Source organism: Phenylobacterium sp. (assembly GCF_965229015.1).
GTDB lineage: Bacteria > Pseudomonadota > Alphaproteobacteria > Caulobacterales > Caulobacteraceae > Phenylobacterium.
Genome location: NZ_CBDDIM010000001.1, coordinates 1,187,312 through 1,206,896, shown reverse-complemented (window position 1 = coordinate 1,206,896; position 19,585 = coordinate 1,187,312). Strand labels below are relative to the sequence as shown.

Annotated in this window: 22 protein-coding genes; 6 read left to right on the top strand and 16 right to left on the bottom strand. The window is 69.2% G+C overall.

Features of this window, described 5'->3' with window-relative positions; genetic code table 11:
- Window positions 1-83 precede the first annotated feature (83 nt).
- Window positions 84-449: a response regulator gene (locus tag ACO06I_RS06005; RefSeq protein ID WP_304699590.1), complete on the top strand. Its 366-nt coding sequence runs from the start codon at window positions 84-86 to the stop codon at window positions 447-449.
- A 5-nt stretch (window positions 450-454) separates the two neighbouring features.
- The gene (locus tag ACO06I_RS06000) at window positions 455-1,819 is read left to right on the top strand and encodes a PleD family two-component system response regulator (protein WP_421931678.1); all 1,365 of its coding nucleotides are present in this window, start codon (window positions 455-457) and stop codon (window positions 1,817-1,819) included.
- Window positions 1,820-2,022: 203 nt separating this feature from the next.
- Here ACO06I_RS06000 and rpmG read toward each other — a convergent pair whose 3' ends face one another.
- The 6 genes from rpmG to topA form a co-directional block, all read right to left on the bottom strand.
- Entirely contained in the window at window positions 2,023-2,190 is a 168-nt protein-coding gene (gene rpmG, locus ACO06I_RS05995) for a 50S ribosomal protein L33 (RefSeq protein WP_215340033.1), read from the bottom strand.
- A 105-nt stretch (window positions 2,191-2,295) separates the two neighbouring features.
- A complete protein-coding gene (locus ACO06I_RS05990; RefSeq protein ID WP_421931677.1) occupies window positions 2,296-3,027 on the bottom strand; it encodes an NUDIX hydrolase in 732 nt (243 codons plus the stop codon).
- Window positions 3,028-3,112: 85 nt separating this feature from the next.
- Window positions 3,113-5,413, bottom strand: coding sequence for a ribonuclease R (gene rnr / locus ACO06I_RS05985; protein ID WP_421931676.1), 2,301 nt, complete (start codon window positions 5,411-5,413; stop codon window positions 3,113-3,115).
- A 51-nt stretch (window positions 5,414-5,464) separates the two neighbouring features.
- The gene (locus ACO06I_RS05980; protein WP_421931675.1) at window positions 5,465-5,866 is read right to left on the bottom strand and encodes a GFA family protein; all 402 of its coding nucleotides are present in this window, start codon (window positions 5,864-5,866) and stop codon (window positions 5,465-5,467) included.
- A 63-nt stretch (window positions 5,867-5,929) separates the two neighbouring features.
- Window positions 5,930-7,066, bottom strand: a complete 1,137-nt coding sequence (locus ACO06I_RS05975; RefSeq protein WP_421931674.1) for an AAA family ATPase — start codon at window positions 7,064-7,066, stop codon at window positions 5,930-5,932.
- A gap of 6 nt (window positions 7,067-7,072) precedes the next feature.
- Window positions 7,073-9,703: a type I DNA topoisomerase gene (gene topA / locus ACO06I_RS05970; protein ID WP_421931673.1), complete on the bottom strand. Its 2,631-nt coding sequence runs from the start codon at window positions 9,701-9,703 to the stop codon at window positions 7,073-7,075.
- Between the two features lie 178 nt (window positions 9,704-9,881).
- Between topA and ACO06I_RS05965 the strand changes: the two genes are divergently transcribed.
- Entirely contained in the window at window positions 9,882-10,061 is a 180-nt protein-coding gene (locus ACO06I_RS05965; RefSeq protein ID WP_421931672.1) for a hypothetical protein, read from the top strand.
- On the opposite strand, the gene dprA is transcribed toward ACO06I_RS05965, so the two are convergent.
- From dprA to ACO06I_RS05945, 4 genes are read right to left on the bottom strand one after another with little or no spacing between them, the layout of a single operon-like run.
- Window positions 10,058-11,149: a DNA-processing protein DprA gene (dprA, locus tag ACO06I_RS05960; protein ID WP_421931671.1), complete on the bottom strand. Its 1,092-nt coding sequence runs from the start codon at window positions 11,147-11,149 to the stop codon at window positions 10,058-10,060. The two genes, ACO06I_RS05965 and dprA, sit on opposite strands and share 4 nt — an antisense overlap.
- Entirely contained in the window at window positions 11,146-11,787 is a 642-nt protein-coding gene (gene plsY, locus ACO06I_RS05955; protein WP_421931670.1) for a glycerol-3-phosphate 1-O-acyltransferase PlsY, read from the bottom strand. The genes dprA and plsY overlap by 4 nt, the downstream gene beginning before the upstream one ends.
- 24 nt (window positions 11,788-11,811) lie before the next feature.
- Complete coding sequence (locus ACO06I_RS05950; protein WP_421931669.1) at window positions 11,812-12,354, bottom strand: AAA family ATPase; 543 nt, start codon at window positions 12,352-12,354, stop codon at window positions 11,812-11,814.
- A gap of 5 nt (window positions 12,355-12,359) precedes the next feature.
- Window positions 12,360-12,662, bottom strand: coding sequence for an ArsR/SmtB family transcription factor (locus tag ACO06I_RS05945; RefSeq protein WP_421931668.1), 303 nt, complete (start codon window positions 12,660-12,662; stop codon window positions 12,360-12,362).
- A gap of 56 nt (window positions 12,663-12,718) precedes the next feature.
- Here ACO06I_RS05945 and ACO06I_RS05940 point away from each other — a divergent pair, with 56 nt between their 5' ends.
- Window positions 12,719-13,093, top strand: coding sequence for a cupin domain-containing protein (locus tag ACO06I_RS05940; RefSeq protein WP_421931667.1), 375 nt, complete (start codon window positions 12,719-12,721; stop codon window positions 13,091-13,093).
- On the opposite strand, the gene pyrC is transcribed toward ACO06I_RS05940, so the two are convergent.
- The 5 genes from pyrC to ruvX all read right to left on the bottom strand — a co-directional run bounded on the left by pyrC (window position 13,090) and on the right by ruvX (window position 17,260).
- A complete protein-coding gene (gene pyrC, locus ACO06I_RS05935) occupies window positions 13,090-14,382 on the bottom strand; it encodes a dihydroorotase (RefSeq protein WP_421931666.1) in 1,293 nt (430 codons plus the stop codon). The two genes, ACO06I_RS05940 and pyrC, sit on opposite strands and share 4 nt — an antisense overlap.
- Window positions 14,379-14,960: a TIGR00730 family Rossman fold protein gene (locus tag ACO06I_RS05930; RefSeq protein WP_421931665.1), complete on the bottom strand. Its 582-nt coding sequence runs from the start codon at window positions 14,958-14,960 to the stop codon at window positions 14,379-14,381. The genes pyrC and ACO06I_RS05930 overlap by 4 nt, the downstream gene beginning before the upstream one ends.
- Window positions 14,960-15,937 (bottom strand): aspartate carbamoyltransferase catalytic subunit, encoded by a 978-nt coding sequence (locus ACO06I_RS05925; protein ID WP_421931664.1) that lies wholly within the window; start codon window positions 15,935-15,937, stop codon window positions 14,960-14,962. The genes ACO06I_RS05930 and ACO06I_RS05925 overlap by 1 nt, the downstream gene beginning before the upstream one ends.
- Window positions 15,938-16,033: 96 nt before the next feature.
- Entirely contained in the window at window positions 16,034-16,678 is a 645-nt protein-coding gene (locus ACO06I_RS05920; RefSeq protein WP_421931663.1) for an FMN-binding negative transcriptional regulator, read from the bottom strand.
- A gap of 108 nt (window positions 16,679-16,786) precedes the next feature.
- Complete coding sequence (gene ruvX, locus ACO06I_RS05915) at window positions 16,787-17,260, bottom strand: Holliday junction resolvase RuvX (protein ID WP_421931662.1); 474 nt, start codon at window positions 17,258-17,260, stop codon at window positions 16,787-16,789.
- A 114-nt stretch (window positions 17,261-17,374) separates the two neighbouring features.
- Between ruvX and gatC the strand changes: the two genes are divergently transcribed.
- Complete coding sequence (gene gatC, locus ACO06I_RS05910; protein WP_421931661.1) at window positions 17,375-17,662, top strand: Asp-tRNA(Asn)/Glu-tRNA(Gln) amidotransferase subunit GatC; 288 nt, start codon at window positions 17,375-17,377, stop codon at window positions 17,660-17,662.
- Window positions 17,663-17,666: 4 nt separating this feature from the next.
- A complete protein-coding gene (gene gatA, locus ACO06I_RS05905) occupies window positions 17,667-19,139 on the top strand; it encodes an Asp-tRNA(Asn)/Glu-tRNA(Gln) amidotransferase subunit GatA (RefSeq protein WP_421931660.1) in 1,473 nt (490 codons plus the stop codon).
- A gap of 56 nt (window positions 19,140-19,195) precedes the next feature.
- Here the strand turns inward: gatA and ACO06I_RS05900 are convergent, their stop codons facing one another.
- Window positions 19,196-19,504 carry a hypothetical protein gene (locus ACO06I_RS05900; protein ID WP_421931659.1) on the bottom strand — a complete coding sequence of 103 codons (309 nt, stop codon included), beginning with the start codon at window positions 19,502-19,504 and terminating at the stop codon, window positions 19,196-19,198.
- Between the last annotated feature and the right edge of the window lie 81 nt (window positions 19,505-19,585).

Genomic DNA, 19,585 nt, shown 5'->3' with positions numbered 1-19,585 from the left:
AGTTTAAGGATATCCGTGAGATCAAGAGGCTCAAGGTGAGATCGGTTACCGATTCGCCAGACCGAAGGATCGTCGGGACGAAAATGGCCAAGAAGGTCCTCATCGTCGAGGATAACGAGCTGAACATGAAGCTATTTCATGATCTCCTCGATGCCCAAGGCTACGAAACGCTGCAGACCCGCGAGGGACTGCAGGCGCTGGCGCTCGCGCGCGAACACCGTCCGGACCTGATCCTGATGGACATTCAGCTTCCCGAGATCTCGGGGCTGGAGGTCACCAAATGGCTCAAGGAAGACGATGACCTCGCCCACATCCCGGTGGTGGCGGTGACCGCCTTCGCCATGAAGGGGGACGAGGAGCGCATCCGCGAGGGCGGCTGCGAGGCCTATATCTCCAAGCCTATCTCGGTGTCGCACTTCCTCGACACCATCCGCCGCCTGTTGGAATAGCCGCCATGACCGCGCGTATCCTGGTCGTCGACGACATCGAGGCCAATGTCCGCCTCCTCGAAGCCAAGCTCTCGGCCGAGTACTATGAGGTGCTGGTGGCCTATGACGGCCCGACGGCGCTCGCCATCGCGGCCAAGGAAAAGCCCGACATCGTCCTGCTGGACGTCATGATGCCCGGCATGGACGGCTTCCAGGTGTGCCGCCGCCTGAAGGACGATCCGGAGACCCGCCACGTGCCCGTGGTCCTGGTGACCGCCCTGGACGGCCGTGCCGACCGGATCGCCGGCCTCGAGGCCGGAGCCGACGAATTCCTCACCAAGCCCATCGACGACATCATGCTGTTCGCCCGCGTGCGCAGCCTGACCCGCCTGAAGATGGTGATCGACGAACTGCGCGACCGGGAGGCCTCGGGCCGCCGTATGGGTGTCATCGCCGGCGCGGCTTCGCGCCTCGGCGGCACGGGCGGCCGGGTGCTGATCGTCGACGACCATGAGCGCCAGGCCCAGCGCATCGCCGCCGAACTGGCCATCGAACACCGCCCGATCATCGAGAGCGACCCGGAAAAGGCCCTGATGACCGCCAAGGGCCCCGTGGACCTGGTGATCGTCAACGCCGCGGCCCGCTCCTTCGACGGCCTGCGCTTCACCGCCCAGCTTCGCTCCGACGAGGCCACGCGCCACCTGCCGGTCCTGGCGATCGTCGACTTTGACGAACGCCAGCGCCTGGTGAAGGCCCTGGAGATCGGGGTCAACGATATCCTCTCCAAGCCGATCGATCCGCAGGAGCTCTCGGCCCGGTCCAAGACCCAGATCCGCCGCAAGCGCTACACCGACTATCTGCGCGACAATCTCGACCATTCCCTGGAGCTGGCGGTCACCGACCAGCTCACCGGCCTGCACAACCGCCGCTACATGGTGGGGCAGCTGGAGGCCCTGGTGAAGCGCGCCAGCCTGGGAGGCGATCCGGTCGCGGCCCTGCTGATCGACATCGACCACTTCAAGAAGATCAACGACGGCTACGGCCACGACGTCGGCGACGAGGTGCTGCGCGAGTTCGCCGTGCGCCTGGCCTCCAATGTGCGCGCCATCGACCTGCCGTGCCGCTACGGCGGCGAGGAGTTCGTGGTGGTCATGCCCGACACCAAGATCGAGGACGCCGAGCGCATCGCCGAACGCATCCGGCTGCACGTGGCCGGCTCGCCCTTCCGGGTGATGGGCGGCGCCGAGCTGCTGACCGTCACCATCTCCATCGGGGTGGCCGCGACGCTGGGGGCGGGGGACAAGCCCGAGGCCCTGCTCAAGCGCGCCGACGAGGCCGTCTACGAGGCCAAGGCCTCGGGCCGGAACAAGGTCATCGCCCGCGCGGCTTAGCTCTAGGTGTCATCCCGGTTTCCGCGCAGTGGAAGACCGGGACCCAGAAGCACAGATCTATCCTGCATGCCCCGCGCCTATGGGTCCCGGACAACGCTTCGCGTTTCCGGGATGACACCCGTGGGTGCTCAAACGGCGCTCTGAAACGAAAAACGCCCGGTCCTGCGACCGGGCGTCTCGGAATCTCGTTTGGGTCGGCAGACCTACTTGATCTTGCCTTCCTTGAACTCGACGTGCTTGCGCACGACGGGATCGTACTTCTTCATGACCAGCTTGTCGGTCTTGGTGCGGGCGTTCTTCTTCGTCACGTAGAAGAAGCCGGTGTCGGCCGACGAGTTCAGGCGGATCTTAATTGAGGCGGGCTTCGCCATGGTCGGTCCTCGCGCGGCCGGCTGCGCAGTCGCGCCGGCTGGGTTCTAAAGAGCCGCGGACAATACGAATCCCGAACCCAAAGTCAATCCGCTCCAGGGGAAAGCCTAGAGATGGGTGATCTGCGACCCCTTGCGGACGAACCGCATGTAGGGGATCGGCCGTTCGGGGACCTCCAGGCGGTGGGCCACCTCGCGCACCACGAAGCGGGTGACGCCGGGCAGGTCGAGGGCGAGCGCCTCGTCCAGGTCCACCCAGGCGATCTCGTCCAGCTCCCCGCAGTCGGCCTGGCGCTCAAGGCTCATCAGGCGGTCGGCCTCGGCCATGAAGAAGCGGGCGTCAAAACGCTTGCCCACCATGGGCGGGGTCACGGCGCGGGCGACGAACTGCATGGCCGCGAGGTCGGGGGCGGCGCCCTGTTGCAGGAATTCCCGCCAGGGGCCGGCGCCGGGGCGCTCCGGCGCGGGCTTGGCCAGCAGCAGGCCGGCTTCCTCGAAGGTCTCGCGGATGGCGGTGAGCGCCAGGGCGCGGGCCCGCCGCTCCGGGGTGCCATGCATCAGCTTGAGGGCCACCTCGGGGCTCAGGTCGGTCGCGTAGGGGGCGTTGAAGTCCGAGCGGTCGATGCGGCCGCCGGGGAACACCCACTTGTCGGGCATGAAATCGTGACCCTTGGCGCGGCGGCCCATCAGCAGGCGCGGCTTCTTGGCGTCGCGGCGCACGATGATCAGGGTGGCGGCGTCCCGGGGACGCACGGCCCGCTGGCCCGGCTTGCGGGGCGGTCCGCCACCATTGCCGCGGCCGCCCAGTGGGTTCTCGGATTCGTTTTGGCTCTCTGACATCAAACAAGTGTATGACCGCCGCCGCCGGCCTGGGAAGCCTGCCCCTGCGTCAAGCTCACATTTGCCGCGGCCCGTCGGGTCTCGGCTAGTGACGCTTGCCCTTGCGGACGCCCTTGGGCGGCCCGCCACGGCGCTTGGCGTCCTGGGAGCCCGGCGCCCGCCGGATCGCGCCGAGGCGAGGGCGCGGGGCGTTGGGATCGCGCGGCTGGGGCTCGCTCAGCATCTCGAACAGCAGGCCGCCGGTGATGGGGGTGGCCTCCACCAGCTTGACCTCCACCGTCATGCCCAGCGGCCAGCGGGCGCCGGAGCGCTCCCCCACCAGGGCGTGCATGCGGTCGTCGTGGATGAAGAACTCGCCGCCCAGCCGCGAGACCGGCACCAGGCCGTCGGCCCCGGTGTCGGCCAGCCGCACGAACAGGCCAAAGCGGGTCACCCCGGTGATCCGGCCGTGGAAGGAGGCCCCCACCTTGTCGGCCAGGAAGGCCGCCACATAGCGGTCGGTGGCGTCGCGCTCGGCGGCCATGGCCCGGCGCTCGGCGAAGGTGATGACCTCGGCGGTGTCCTTCATCTGGCTGATGTCGCGGTCGGTGAGGCCGTCGTCGCCGAGCCCCAGCGAGCGGATCAGCCCCCGATGCACCACCAGGTCGGCATAGCGCCGGATCGGCGAGGTGAAGTGGGCGTAGCGCTGCAGGTTGAGGCCGAAATGGCCGATATTCTCGGTGGAGTAGATGGCCTGCATCTGGCTGCGCAGCACCACCTCGTTGATGATGTCGGCGTGGGGGCTCTCGCGGGTCTCCCCCAGCAGCTTGTTGAAGCGGTCGGTGCGCGGCGCCTCGCCCTTGCTCCAGGGGATGTCCAGGGTGGCCAGGAACTCGGCCAGGGAGCTGATCTTGTCCAGGCTGGGGGTGTCGTGGATCCGGTAGATCAGCGGGGTCTTCTTGGCCTCGAGGGTCTCGGCGGCGCAGACATTGGCCTGCACCATCATCTCCTCGATCAGCTTGTGGGCCTCCAGAGCCGCGCGCGGGGTGATCGAGGTGATCTCGCCCTCGGTGTTGATGATGATCCGCCGCTCGGCGCTTTCGATGGCCAGGGGCGAGCGGGCGAGCCGGCCCTGCAGCATGCAGTGATAGGCGGCCCACAGAGGCTCCAGGATGGGCTTGAGCAGCGGCTGGGTCACATCGTCCGGCTGACCGTCTATGGCCGCCTGGGCCTGCTCGTAGGAGAGCTTGGCGGCCGATCGCATCAGGCCGCGGACGAAACGGTGGCCCTTCTTGCGTCCGGAGCGGTCGAAGACCATGCGGACGGCCAGGCAGGCGCGGTTCTCGCCCTCGCGCAGGGAGCACAGCCCCGCCGACAGCCGCTCGGGCAGCATGGGCTCCACCCGGTCGGGGAAGTAGACGCTGTTGGACTTCTCGCGGGCGGCGATGTCCAGGGCCGAGCCTGGCCGCACATAGGCCGCGACGTCGGCGATGGCGACCCAGACGATCCAGCCGCCCTTGTTGCCGGGGTCGGTGTCGGGCTCGGCATAGACCGCGTCGTCGTGGTCGCGGGCGTCCGGCGGGTCGATGGTCACCAGGGGGACCTGGCGCAGGTCCTCGCGGCCGCTGAGGGTCGGCGGCTTGGCCGCCTCGGCCTCGGCCTCCGCCTCCTTGGAGAAGCCGGTGGGGATGCCGTGGGAGTGGATGGCGATCAGGGAGGCGGCGCGGGGCTGGTCCTCGCGGCCCACCACCTCCAGCAGCTTGCCCCGCTTGGGGCCGTACCGCTCATGGGCGACGCCCACCTGGGCCACGACCAGGTCGCCGTCGCGCAGCTTCTGGGCCTCGGGGTCAGTGAGGATCAGGCTTTCCTTGGACTTGCGGTCCACGGGCTCGACCCGGACCTCGCGGTTCGACTTGCGGATCACGCCGAGGATCTTGTGGGCGCTGGCCCCCAGCCGCTTGATCAGTCGAGCCTCGGTCTCGCCGGTCTCCAGGACCTCGAAGCGCACCAGCAGGCGGTCCCCCAGGCCCGGGGCGCCGCCGAGCGGATCGCTGCGGCTCGGCGCCAGGCGCACGGTCGGGGTGTCCTCGCCCTTGGTCAGGCGGACCAGCAGTTCGCCGTCGGTGTCCTTCTCCACGACGTCGACCACGCCGACCGGGGGCAGGGCGCCGGCCTCGGCCAGGCCCTTGCGCCCCCTCTTGCCCAGAGCGCCGGAGGCCTCCAGCTCCCGCAGCATCTCGCGGAGCGCCTTGCGGTCGGCGCCCTTCAGTCCGAACACCTTGGCGATGTCGGCCTTGTCGGTCTCACCCGCCTCGCGGATGTGCTTCAGCAGGGTCTCGCGGTCGGGCAGGCCCTGGGCGGGCTTGGGTTTGAACCGGGAGGCTTTGGGGGCGCGGAGTTTGGCCATGCCGCCTTGTAACGCGCATCGGCGAAACTCGCCTCCCCAATCCTGGGGCGGCTAGCCCGGAAGGCGCTCGAAGGCCGGGATGCCGTCGGGGACGTGGTGGAAGGCCTGCTTGTCCACGGTGAAGATCGCCATGTCGGGCTTGAACACGCTGGGATCGTCCAGGGAGCCCACCTTGACGATCACGGCGGGGAAGCCCGGCGAGCGGGTGACGACGTGGGTGCCGCAGTCGGGGCAGAACTCCCGGGTCACGGCGCGTTCGAGATCGCTGCGGGTGAACTGCTTGGGCGTCCCCTTGGTGTAGGCGAAGCCGGCGATCGGCATGGCGATGAAGACGTTGGGGGAGCCGCCGGTGATGTACTGGCACTCCCGGCAATGGCACTGGGCCTTCATCATCGGCTCGCCCTCGGCGACGTAGCGCAGGCCGCCGCAGTAGCATCCGCCTTCGAGTTTCATGGTGTCCTCCCGTCTTGTTGGGCGGAACTCTAGGCGCGGGAAGGGGCCTGTAAAGCCTGACCCTCAGTCATCCTCGCGGAAGGTCCCCAGCCGGGTCAGACCCACGATGGCGGTGGCGCCCTCGGTCTTGGTGACGGTGCGCACCGTGCCCACGGTGGCTTTGGCGATCTCGGACGCCAGGGCCTCGGAATGGGTCACCAGCCAGACCTGCGAGCGTTCCGACGCCTGGCCCACGAGGCGGGCGAGCGGCTTCATCAGGGCCGGATGCAGGCTCGACTCCGGCTCGTTCAGGGCCACGAAGGTCGGCAGGCGATAGGCCATCAGGGCGCCGGCCAGGGCCAGGAACTTCAGCGTGCCGTCGGAGAGCTCGGCCGCCTCGAATACGCGGTGGGGAAAGTCCGGGAAGCTCATGCCGAAGCTGGCCATCCGGTCGGGCTCGGGCACGACGAGGCGCGCGCCGGGGAAGGCCTGGTCGATCACCGCGTCCAGGTCGGCGGTGTCCTGTCGGATGTGCGCCAGGGTGGCGAACACGGCCGCCAGGTTCGAGCCGTCCGAGGCGAGGGTCGGGCTGGCCACCGCCGTGCAGGGCCGGCGCAGCGGCGAGGCCGCGTCGGTGCGCAGGTCATGATAGAACCGCCACTCCAGCAGGGTGCGGCGGACGACGTCCAGGCCCGGGTACTTGCCGGGATCCTCGAGCCGGGCCAGCACGGTCTCCGAGGCCAGCAGGTCGATATCCACCTCCTGGGGCCGGCCCTCCTCGTCGCGGGCCATCACCGAGGGGCCCTTGCGGTCCAGCAGCCGCACGGGACGGCCCCCGCTCAGATAGGACAGCTGCTCGGTCTTGATCTGCGGTTCGGTGGCGAAGGCCGGCGAGGTGGGGAAGGGGAAGCCCACCTCCACCTCGTAGCGGTAGCCGACGCCCGGCCGGCCAGGCACGGACAGGTCGACGGAGAAACTCATCCGCGACGGCTGGTTCTTCTGGCGCGTCCCGGCCCAGAAGGCCGCCGCCATGCCCTCGCGGGCGAGCTCCGCCCCCAGGGTGTTGGAGGCCGCGGCCCGCAGCAGCTCCAGGGCCCGATAGAGGTTGGACTTGCCGACCCCGTTGGCGCCGACGAAGACCTCCAGGTTGGAGACCGGATAGGCGATCTGCCGAAGCGACCGGTAGCCCGAGGCGGAGAAGTCGCTGACGGGCAGCGCCATCGGGTCCTAGGCCTTCGCGACTTTCTTCGCCGCCGGCTTCTTGGCGGCTGTAGGCTTCTTCGCCGCGGCGGGTTTGGCCGCCGCCTTGGGCTTGGCCGCGGCCTTCGGCTTGGCGGCCGCCTTGGCCTTCTTCGCCGGCTTCTTGCCGCCGCCCTTCTCGACCCGCTCGGCGATCAGCTTGACCGCCTCTTCCAGGGTCAGGTCCTGGGGATCGGAGCCCTTGGGCACGTTGGCGTTGGTGGAGCCGTGCTTGATGTAGGGGCCGTAGCGGCCCGCCAGCACCTTCACCGGCTGGCCATCCTCGGGGTGGGCGCCCAGATCCTTGAGCGCCGCGGACTCGCCGCGACCGCCGCGGCCGCCGGCGCGCTTCTCGGCCAGCAGGGTGACGGCCCGGTTGAGACCCACCTCGAACACCTCGTCGGCGCTCGGCAGGTTGGCATAGGTGCCGTTGTGCAGGACGAAGGGCCCGAACCGGCCGATGCCGGCGGTGATCATGATCCCGTCTTCCGGGTGGGCGCCGACGTCGCGGGGCAGGCGCAGCAGGCGCAGCCCCTTCTCCAGGTCCATGGCCGCCGCCGACCAGCCCTTGGGCAGGCTGGAGCGCTTCGGCTTCTCGCCGTCGCCGAGCTGGACATAGGGGCCAAACCGGCCGGACTTCAGGAACACGGTCTCCCCGGTCTCGGGATCGACGCCCAACTCGCGGTCGCCGCTCTCGGTCTCGGCGTCATCGGCCGACTGGGCGATGGGCCGGGTGTAGCGGCACTCCGGATAGTTGGAGCAGCCGATGAAGGCCCCGAACTTGCCGGTCTTCAGGGACAGTTGGCCGGCGCCGCAGGTGGGGCAGGCGCGGGGATCGGAGCCGTCCTCCTTCTGCGGGAAGATGTGGGGGCCCAGCGCCTCGTTCAGCGCGTCCAGCACGTGGGTGACCCGCAGCTCGGCGATCTCGCCGACCGCGGCGTGGAAGTCCTGCCAGAACTCCCGCAGCAGGGCCTTCCAGTTCAGCTCGCCGGCCGAGACCAGGTCGAGCTTCTCCTCCAGGGCGGCGGTGAAGTCGTACTGGACGTAGCGGTTGAAGAACTGCTCCAGGAAGGCGGTGACCAGCCGTCCCTTGTCCTCGGGAATGAACCGGTTCTTGTCCATGCGGACGTATTCGCGGTCGCGCAGCACGGTGAGCACCGAGGCGTAGGTCGAGGGCCGGCCGATGCCGAGCTCCTCCATCTTCTTCACCAGGCTGGCTTCCGAATAGCGCGGCGGCGGTTCGGTGAAGTGCTGGTCGGCGCGGGCCTTGATGACCTTGGCGTCGGCGCCCTCGTTGACCATGGGCAGGCGGCCGCTCTCCTCGTCGCCCTCGTCGTCGCGGCCCTCTTCGTAGACGGCGAGATAGCCGTCGAACAGCACCACCTGGCCGGTGGCGCGCAGGCCGGTCTTCCCGTCGGCGCTCTCCAGTTCGATGGTGGTCCGCTCGATGCGGGCGGCCTCCATCTGCGAGGCGATCATCCGCTTCCAGATCAGCTCATAGAGGCGGCCGAGGTCGCTCTCCAGCCGCAGGGAGCCGGGGTTGCGGGCCAGGCTGGTGGGGCGGATGGCTTCGTGCGCCTCTTGGGCGTTCTTGGCCTTGGTCTTGTAGATCCGGGCGGTCTCCGGGACGTATTCCTTGCCGTAGAGGCCGCCGATGACCACACGGGCCTCGTCGAGGGCCTCGGGCGCCGACTGCACGCCGTCGGTCCGCATATAGGTGATGAGACCCACGGTCTCGCCGCCGATGTCGATGCCCTCGTACAGCTTCTGCGCGGCCTGCATGGTGCGCTGGGTGGAGAAGCCGAGCTTTCGGGCGGCCTCCTGCTGCAGGGTCGAGGTGGTGAAGGGCGGGGCCGGCGAACGGCGGGCCGGCTTCTTCTCGACGGAGGCGATCTTCAGCGTCGCGCCGTCCACGGCGGCCTTGGCGGCCATGGCGGTGGCCTCGTCGCCCAGGTCGAACTTGGTCAGCCGCTTGCCGTCATGCTTGACCATGCGGGCCAGGAAGGGGTCGCCCCCGGCGCTGACGTCGGCCTCGACGGTCCAGTATTCCTGGTTCTTGAAGCGCTCGATCTCGATTTCGCGGTCCACCACCAGGCGCAGGGACACCGATTGCACCCGACCGGCCGAACGCGAGCCCGGCAGCTTGCGCCACAGCACCGGCGAGAGGGTGAAGCCCACCAGGTAGTCCAGAGCGCGGCGGGCGAGATAAGCCTCCACCAGCTCCATGTCGATGTCGCGGGGATGCTTCATCGCCTCGGTGACGGCGGTCTTGGTGATGGCGTTGAACACCACCCGCTGCACGGTGGCGCCCTTGATGGCCTTCTTCTTCTGGAGCACCTCCAGGACGTGCCAGGAAATGGCCTCGCCCTCGCGGTCGGGGTCGGTGGCCAGGATGATCTTGTCGGCGGACTTGGCGAAGTCGGCGATTTCCGACAACCGCTTGGCGGACTTGGCGTCCACGTCCCACAGCATCAGGAAATCCTCGTCGGGCTTCACCGAGCCATCCTTGGCCGGCAAGTCGCGGACGTGGCCGTACGAGGCCAGGACCTTATAGTCCGAGCCCAGGTACTTGTTGATGGTTTTGGCCTTGGCCGGGCTCTCGACGACGACGAGGTTCATGCGATTTTAAGGGCGGTCCAGGGGCGAAGCGCCCGAAATTCAAGGGCCCGGAAGGTGGGGTGTGCGCCTAGCCCGTGTCAACGGCCCCTGTTCATCTTCAAGCTTTGCAATTCGTGGTTGACCCACAACCTTTCCGCGCGTGTCGCGTTGGAATCGGTTAATGTGATGTGTCAGACACATGGAACAGTGGAACCCCAAGGGCTCGCCCCAGGCGACCGCGGCCTTCATCGAGGAGGTCTTGAACCAGTTGGCGGAATTGGCCGCCACCCGGGGCTACCGCTCCCTGGCCACGACCCTGATGATGGCCGCCCTGGACGCCGCCCGCGCTGCCGCCGGACCGCCTGATCCCCCGCACTAGGCCCGTGACACCATGCCGCCGGGCAGGAGTTCGGCGCGGCCGGCCAGGGCGAGCTCCATCAAGGCCGCCAGCACCAGAGGCGCCGGCGCCTTGGCGGCGCGCACGATCTCGTCGCGCGACACCGGGGTGGGGGAGAGCAGATCGGCCACCTGTTCGCGCAGGGCGTCCGTGACCTCCGCAGGTCCGCCCGCATAGGGCTCGGAGGCCGGCTCGCGGAAGCCGCCGAACCCCTCCAGGGCCCGCAGCACGTCCTCGGCCCCCTCGCAGATCGCCGCCCCCTGGCGGATCAGGTCGTTGGTCCCCTTGGCTCTCGGGTCCAGGGGCGAGCCCGGCACGGCCAGGACCTCGCGGCCCTGCTCGGCGGCCAGGCGGGCGGTGATCAGCGAGCCGGAGCGGATCTCGGCCTCCACCACCACGACGGCCCGGGACAGGCCCGAGATGATCCGGTTGCGGCGGGGGAAGTCCTTGGCCTGGGCGGCCTGCCTGGGCCGGCTCTCGGAGACCACGCAGCCGGCTTCCACGATGCGGGCGTGCAGGTCGCGGTGCTCGGGCGGATAGATGTCGGCGATCCCGCCGCCCAGGACGGCGATGGTCCCGGTGGGCAGGGCCCCCTCGTGGGCCGCACCGTCCACCCCGCGCGCCATGCCCGAGACGATGACCTGGCCGGCCGCCCCCAGGTCGGCGGCGAGCCCGCGCGCGAACCTCTGCCCCGCGGCCGAGGCCACCCGCGCGCCGACCACGGCGACGCAGGCCCCCTGCAGCAGGTGGGCGTTCCCCCAGGCCCAGAGGATCGGCGGGGGCGGATCCAGGGCGGCCAGGGGCTGGGGAAAGTCGGGTTCGCAGGCGCAGATCAGCCGCGCCCCCAGGGCCCCGCCCTCGGCCAGCTCCTGCTCCACCTCGTCGAGGCTGGGGACGCCCAGGGGCGAGATTCGCCCTCCGCGCCGCGCGAGGTCGGGGAGGGCGGCGAGCGCCAGGGAGGCCTCGCCGTAGCGGGCGATGAGCTGGTCGAAAGTGACCGGCCCGACGTTCTCGGTGCGCGCCAGCCGCAGCCAGTCGCGGCGGGCGGCGTCGGTGAGCGTCCGGGTCAAGCGGCGTCCTTCTGCTTGGCCCCGATCTTCGGCTCCTGGCCCTTGAGCAGGCGGCGGATATTGTCGGCGTGGCGGATGAAGACCAGCACCGCCATGAACAGGCCCAACCACGCGATGGGCAGGGGCCGGTCGAAGACGAAGACGTAGATGGGAGCGAGCGCCACGGCCACCAGGGCCGCCAGGGAGGAGAGGCGCAGCAGGAAGGCCACCGCGAGCCAGGTGGCGGCCGCCGCCAGGCCCACGGGCCAGGCTGCCGCCAGCATGGTGCCGAAGAAGGTCGAGACCCCCTTGCCGCCCTTGAACTTCAGCCAGACGGGGAACAGGTGCCCGAGGAAGGCGCTGGCCGCGGCGATGGAGGTCAGGACCGCCTGGGCGTCCTTGGTGGCCTCCCGCGTCGCCAGCCAGGCGAGCAGGACGGCCACCGCCCCCTTGCCGCCGTCACCCAGCAGGGTGATCAGCGCCAGGTCCTTGCGGCCGGTGCGCAGGACGTTGGTGGCCCCGATATTGCCCGATCCGATGTTGCGCACGTCCCCGGCGCCCCCCATCCGGGTGGCGATCACCCCGAAGGGAATAGATCCCAGCAGATAGCCCCCGATGACGGCGGCGGCGATCAGTACGGGACTGAGTGACTCGAACATGGCGGTTCCCCCTTGGCAGGAGTCCTAGCCGCCTCCGGCGGTTTCGTCATCCAGCGCCGCGCGGACGGATCTGGCGAGCGCTGCGATATCCACCGGCGCGGTGGTGTCGACCTCGATCACCCGGCCCAGTCCGACGGGGCCGTCATACTCCGCCAGCAGGTCGGCGGGCAGATCGCGAAGGGTGTGGATGGCGTGGCGGTTTCCGATGACCGAACGGGCGGAGTAGCGCCGGCTCGCCTCTTCCGGCGGGCAGCGGCAATAGACCTCCACCAGCCGGCCGCCCAGGCCGCTCAGCATCCGGCGCTCATACGGATTCTTCGGCCGGAAATTGGCCTCCAGCACCACGGCGGGCGAGAGGGCCGCGAGCGTCCAGATCAGCTCCATCGAGGCGCTGCCCAGGGCCTTGGTCCAGACCTCGGGCTCGGCCCGCTGCCCCAGCACGTCGGCCAGCCGTTCCTTGATCACATCCTTGGAAAGCAAGGGCAGGGCAAGGGCCTGCGCGAGGGGGACGGCCAGGGTCGACTTCCCCGCGCCCGGCGCGCCGGAGACCATCACCACCTGGCGCATGGCGTTCAGACCTCGCCCGCCAGGGCCGCGGTCAGGGCCGCCAGCCGCGCCTCGTTCCGGCGATAGAAGGTCCACTGCTTGATGCGCTTGGGGGTCACCAGGCCCGCCTGGGTCAGGACCCGCATGTGCTCCGAGAGGGTCGGCTGGCTGACCCCCAGCTTCTCGGCGATCAGCACGCCGCAGACCCCGTCCTCCACCAGGTCGCCGTCCACCTGCTCACGGAAGTGGGCGCGAGGGTCCTTCAGCCAGGCCAGGATCTGCAGGCGGCGGTCGTTGCCGAGGGCCTTGAAGGCGATTGCGTTGGTCATATTGCCAATTGGCTAATTCACAAATAGCGTCAGGAAACCTAGGCGGGAGCGGGGCAATGGACAAGATCGACGGCCGCTACGACATCTCCAAGGACGTGCTGTTCGAGAGCCTGCAGGCCTTCGACGTCGGCGCCGTGGCCGCCGCCCAGACCCCCTGGTGGAACCGCACCCTCTGCGCGGTGAACGACAGCGTCGTGCGCCTGGCGGTGATCGAGGGCGAATTTCACTGGCACAAGCACGACGAGGAGGACGAGTTCTTCTATGTCGTGGAGGGCCGCCTCGGCCTCGACATCGAAGGCGGCGAGAGTGTCGAACTGACCCCTGCCCAGGCCTATGTCGTTCCCCGCGGCGTCGTGCACCGCACCCGCGCCCAGGGCCGCACCGTCATCCTGATGGTGGAGCAGGCCAGCGTCGTTCCGACCGGCGACTAGACCCGGTAGACGACCCGTCCATCCACCAGCGTCATGCGGATCTCGCCTTGCAGCATGCGCCCGTCGAAGGGCGAGTTCTTCGATTTCGAGCGCAGCTTGTCGGCGTCGATGACGATGGGGGCGGCGAGGTCGCAGAGCACCAGGTCGGCCGGCGCGCCCTTGGCGAGCGTCCCGGCGTTCAGGCCCAGCAGCTGCGCCGGTCGGCTGGTCACGGCCCGCATCAGGTCGATCAGCGGAATGCGTCCCTCGTGGTGGAAGGCCAGCAGGGCCGGGAGCAGGGTCTGCAGGCCGATGGCGCCCGGCGTGGCCTCGTCATAGGGCAGGCGCTTGTCCTCGGCGGGGGCCGGCGCGTGGGCCGAGACCACGATGTCGATCAGGCCGCTCGCCAGGGCCTCGATCACCGCCTGGCGGTCGTCCTCGCTGCGCACCGGCGGGTCGAACTTCATGAAGGTGCGGTAGTCGCCGATGTCGATCTCGTTGAACGACAGGTGGTTGATGGAGGTGGTCGCCATGACCGGCAGACCCTTGGCCTTGCCGCGAGCCAGGCTCTCCAGGGCGCAGGCGGTGGTCACCTGGTCCACAAGGAACGGGGCGCCGGTCATCTCCACCAGGGCCAGGTCCCGCTCCAGCATGATCTTCTCGGCGAAGGTGGGCGTGCTGGGCAGGCCCATGCGCCCGGCGAACTCGCCCTCGGTGGCCGCCGCCCCGTGGCTCAGCCAGGGATCGGCCGGCCGGTGGGCCACCAGAACCCCGAAGCTCTTGGCGTAGGACAGCACGCGGCGCATGACCTTGGAGTCCACGATGGGCCGGTCGGCGTCGGTGACATAGACGCAGCCGGCCTCGGCCATCAGGCCGATCTCGGCCATCCGCTCGCCCCGCGCGCCCTTGGTGGCGGCCCCGGCCGGATAGACGTGGACCAGCTCGATATCCCGCGTGCGGCGCAGGATGAAATCCACCACCGAGGCCTCGTCGATGACCGGATCGGTGTCGGGTTGCAGCACGATGGAGGTGACCCCGCCGGCCGCCGCGGCCAGGCCCGCCGACTTGAGGGTCTCCTTGGTTTCCGAGCCGGGCTCGCCGGTCTTGACGCGCAGGTCCACCAGGCCGGGCGCCAGCATCGCACCCTTCGCTTCTATGATCTCGATGTCGGCCGACAGGGAGCCCAGGTCGCCGCCATGGCTGACGTCGGCGATCCTGCCGTCGCGCACCAGCAGGGCGCCGGGACCGTCCCAGCCGCTGGCGGGGTCGACGATGCGGGCGTTGAGGAAGGCTGTGGGCCGCGCGCTCATAGTTCTGGCCGTCCGATCCATTTCTCCGTCACCGGCGCCTTGTAGGCGGCCAGGGCGTCCAGCATCTCGCCGCTCTCCGACTTGAAGACCAGCATGTCGCGGTGGGGCGCCTTCAGGAACGCTTCACCCACCGCGTGGTCCACGAAGGCCCGTAGGTGGTCGAAATAGCCCAGCACGTTCAGGAACCCCGCCGGCTTGGCGTGGAAGCCCAGCTGGCCCCAGGTCCAGATCTCGAAGATCTCCTCCATCGTGCCGACGCCGCCGGGCAGGGCGACGAAGCCGTCGGCCAGTTCGGCGATCCGCGCCTTGCGCTCGTGCATGGAGGGCGTGATCTCCAGCTTGGTCAGGCCCTCGTGGGCCCCCTCGCGATCCATCAGGGCGACCGGCAGGACCCCGAACACTTCGCCGCCCGCCGCCAGGGCCGCGTCGGCCACCGCGCCCATCAGCCCGATCTTCGCGCCGCCATAGACCAGCGCCAGGCCGCGGCCGGCGATGGCGGCGCCCATGGCCCTCGCGGCGGCCATATAGGCCGGATCCGCCCCCGGGCTCGTGCCGCAGAAGACCGCCACCGATCGCATCACGTGTTGTCCAGCCGCGCGGCCATGGAGGCCAGCACCGCCATCCGGGCGGCCACCCCCATCTCCACCTGATCCTGGATCAGGCTGACCGACAGGTCGTCGGCCACGTCGGAGTCGATCTCGACGCCGCGGTTCATCGGGCCCGGGTGCATGACCCGCACGCCCGGCGCGGCGCAGGCCAGCTTCTCGCGGTCCAGGCCGTAGAAGCGGAAATATTCGCGCTGGGAGGGGGCCATCACCCCGTCCATGCGCTCCAGCTGCAGGCGCAGCATCATGACCACGTCGCAGCCCGCTATGCCCTCGCGCATGTTGTGGAAGACCTCGGCCTTCCAGCGGTCGACGGCCGCCGGCATCAGGGTCGGCGGTCCCACCAGCCGAACCTCGGCGCCCAGCATCTGCAGCAGGCTGACATTGGAGCGCGCCACCCGGGAGTGCAGGACGTCGCCGCAGATGGCGACGCGCAGGCCCGCGATCCGCCCGAAGGCGCGGCGCATGGACAGCGCGTCCAGCAGGGCCTGGGTCGGGTGTTCGTGCTGGCCGTCGCCGGCGTTGATCACCGAGCAGGTGACCTTCTGGGAGAGCAGGCTCGCCGCGCCGGAGGAGGCGTGGCGAACCACCAGCAGGTCCGGCTGCATGGCGTTCAGGGTCACGGCGGTGTCGATCAGGGTCTCGCCCTTGGAGATCGACGAGGATCGCGGGCTCATATTGACCACGTCGGCCCCCAGCCGCTTGCCGGCCAGCTCGAAGGAGCTCTGGGTCCGCGTCGAATTCTCGAAGAAGAGATTCATCAGCGTCCGACCCTTGAGCAGGTCCAGCTTCTTGGAGGTTTGGCGGTTGAGCGACACGAAGCCGTCGGCGAGGTCGAGGAGGTTGGCCACCTCCACCTCGTTCAGATCGAGCACCGATAGGAAGTGTCGCCGCGGGAACGGGAAGGTTCTTCCGAGAACCTCGTTCAGACCAGGGGGCAGGGATGTCATTAAAGGCGCGTCGTAGCGGAGCCCGCGGACGGCGCCAAGCGAACTCGCCTTTTCACCCACAGGTCTGGGCGGCGAACTTGCGCGGTCGCGCCCTGGCTAGGGCGCGGTCGGCAACAGGTTCCGCATCGTCAGGGCGACGTCGTGGTCTTCGCTGTGCGACGAGGCCAGCAGGCCGTCGATCGCGCCAAGGCGATTTTCCAGCTTCTGCTTCTGGCCCATCTTCCAATTGCCTTCGAGCCGGTCGACGCGCAGGCGCAGGCCCACGATCGCGCCCATCATGGCGGCGAGATAGTCCTCCGGCGCATCGGTGAGCGTCCAGGGTTCGGGCCGGCCCGCCTCGTTCAGATCGCTCAGGTCCGACAGGTGCGACCGCAGCCAGGCGCTATCCTCGACGGCCTCCAAGGTTCCGTGGGCGTGGACGGCGATATAGTTCCAGGACGGCACGACCTTGCCGTCGGCCTTCTTGGTCGGGAACCAGCCGGGGTGGATGTAGGCCTGCGGGCCCTGGAAGATCGCCAGGGCCGGAACGCCGGCCTGCGCAGTGCGCCACAGATCGTTCGGCCGCGCCACGTGGCCTTCGAGTTCAATCGCGCCGTCCGCACCTTCCCGGACCAGCATGGGGATGTGGCTCGCCGACAGGCCGTCGCTCGACATCACCACCAGGGCGCCGAACTGGATGCTGCGGATGGCGGCGACCAGGACGTCCTGGCGGTCTTCGCGTGTGGTCGGGGAGGTGTACATCCGAGCCTCCTGTGGAGCGGAGGTAAGCTAAGCCTTCAGGATCGCGCGCGATCAACCTTGAACTAGGCCCCTAGGGATTTGCGGGCCTATCGAAGGTCACTCAGGCCTCTAAGCCAGGCCCCGCAACCGCTCCAGCGCGCCCTGCAGGATCCAGCCCGCCGCCATCTTGTCCACCACCTCGGCGCGTCGGGCGCGGTTGACGTCGGCCTCGTCGATCAGGAAGCGGTTGATGGCCATGGAGCTCATCCGCTCGTCCCAGAAGGCGATCAGCAGTTCGGGGCGCAGGCGCAGCAGGTTGCGGGCGAAGGCGCGGCTGGACTGGGCGCGGGGCCCCTCCGTGCCGTCCATGTTCACCGGCAGGCCGATGACGATCCCGGCGACCTCGCGGCCATCCATCAGCTTGAACAGCGCCTTGGCGTCGTCGGTGAACTTGGTCTTGCGGATCAGCTCCAGGGGACTGGCCACCATCCGGGTCGGGTCCGACACCGCCACGCCGATGGTTTTTTCCCCCAGGTCCAGGCCCACCAGGGCGCCGTAGCGGGGCAGGAGCGGGGGGAGTTCGGTCAGTTCGACGACGGCCATGGGGCTACATAGCGGGCAGGGAAGGGCGCGGCGACCGGGGAGTTTCGCGACGGATCGCTTGTCAAAGGCGGGGCCGCACGGCTAACCCCTGCATCGAACAATCAGGAGGCCCCCATGGCCATCGACGCGGCGACCGTCCGAAAGGTCGCCAGACTGGCCCGCATCGCCGAGCCGGAAGACCGGATCGAGCCGCTGGCCCGCGAGCTCAGCGGCATCCTGGCCTGGATCGAACAGCTCTCCGAGGTCAACACCGACGGCGTGGAGCCCATGACCTCGGCCGTGGCCGTGGCCGCGCCCATGCGCGAGGACGTGGTCACCGAGGGCGGGGACGTCAACAAGATCCTCGCCAACGCCCCCAAGACCAAGGACGGCTTCTTCGTCGTGCCCAAGGTGGTCGAGTAAACCCATGTCCCAACTGACCTCGCTCACCCTCAAGGCGGCGCTCTCGGGCCTCGCCGACAAGACCTTCTCCTCGGTGGAGCTGACCCAGGCCCACGTCGACGCCGTGGCCGCGGCCAAGCCGCTGAACGCCTACGTCCTGGAGACTCCGGAAAAGGCCCTCGACATGGCCCGCGCCGCCGACGCCCGCCGGGCGAAGGGCGAGGCCGGCGCCCTGGACGGCGCGCCGCTGGGGATCAAGGACCTGTTCTGCACGCAGGGCGTCCGCTCGACGGCCTGTTCCAACATCCTGGGCGACTTCGTGCCGACCTACGAATCCACCGTCACCGCCAATCTGTGGCGCGACGGAGCGGTGATGCTGGGCAAGCTCAACATGGATGAGTTCGCCATGGGCTCTTCCAACGAATCCAGCGCCTTCGGGCCGGTGGTCAATCCTTGGCGCGCCGAGGGCCAGAACGCCAAGCTGACCCCGGGCGGTTCCTCCGGCGGCTCGGCCACCGCGGTGGCCGCCGACCTCTGCCTGGGCGCCACGGCCACCGACACCGGCGGCTCCATTCGCCAGCCCGCCGCCTTCACCGGCACCGTCGGCATCAAGCCGACCTACGGACGCTGCTCCCGCTGGGGCGTGGTGGCCTTCGCCTCGTCCCTCGACCAGGCCGGCCCCATCGCCAAGACGGTGGAGGACGCGGCCATCCTGCTGAAGTCCATGTCCGGCCACGACGCCAAGGACTCCACCAGCCTGGACATCGAGGTCCCCGACTTCCCGAGCTTCGTGGGCAAGTCGGTGAAGGGCCTGCGGATCGGCATCCCGAAGGAATATCGCGTCGACGGCATGCCCGCCGAGATCGACGAGCTGTGGGAGAAGGGCATCGCCTGGCTGAAGGACGCCGGCTGTGAGATCGTCGAGGTCAGCCTGCCCCACACCAAGTACGCCCTGCCGGCCTATTACATCATCGCCCCGGCCGAGGCCTCGTCGAACCTCGCCCGCTATGACGGCATGCGCTACGGCCTGAGGGTCGAGGGCGCCAACCTCACCGAGACCTATGAGAACACCCGGGCCGCCGGCTTCGGGACCGAGGTCAAGCGCCGCATCCTGATCGGCACCTACGTGCTCTCGGCCGGCTATTACGACGCCTATTACGTCAAGGCGCTGAAGGTCCGCCGCCGCATCGCCGACGACTTCGACCAGGCCTTCCAGAAGGTCGACGCCCTGCTGACCCCCACGGCGCCCTCGGCCGCCTTCGGGCTGGGCGAGAACGCTGACGATCCGGTGGCCATGTACCTGAACGACATCTTCACGGTGACGGTGAATCTGGCGGGCCTGCCCGGCATGAGCATCCCCGCCGGCGTGGACCACAAGGGCCTGCCCCTGGGCCTGCAACTGATCGGCAGGGCGCTGGACGAGGGGACCCTGTTCTCCATTGGCGGCGCCCTTGAAAAGGCCGCCGATTTCCGCGCCAAGCCGGCGAAGTGGTGGTGACAAAAAACCCCCGCCCGTGAGGGCGGGGGTTCCTGTATCTCGGCGTCGAGGCGCTCTTACTTGGGCAGCTTGTCCAGGTCGGCCTGGACGGTCTTGAGCATGTCGTCGGTGAGCGCGCCCTGGCTCATCGGGGCGACCTGGGTCAGGGTCATCGACTTGAACTGGTCATAGGCCTCGTGGGTGGTCAGGCCCGGAATGTCCTTGTCCAGCACGGCCTTGGCGGCGGGATTGGCCACCAGGGTCTCGATCGGCGTGGACTCAACCGACAGGGCGGCGGCGGGCGCCTGGGCCAGGGCCGGGGCGGCGGCCATCAGGCCGAACGAGAGCGACAGGCCGACGAGGCCGGCGGCGAAAGTCTTCTTCATGGTGGTTCCCTTCCCCGAGGGGGCGATTTTTGCGCCGATAGTGAAGCTTCAAAATCGCAGGCCGTGCAAGGTGCTTTCGTT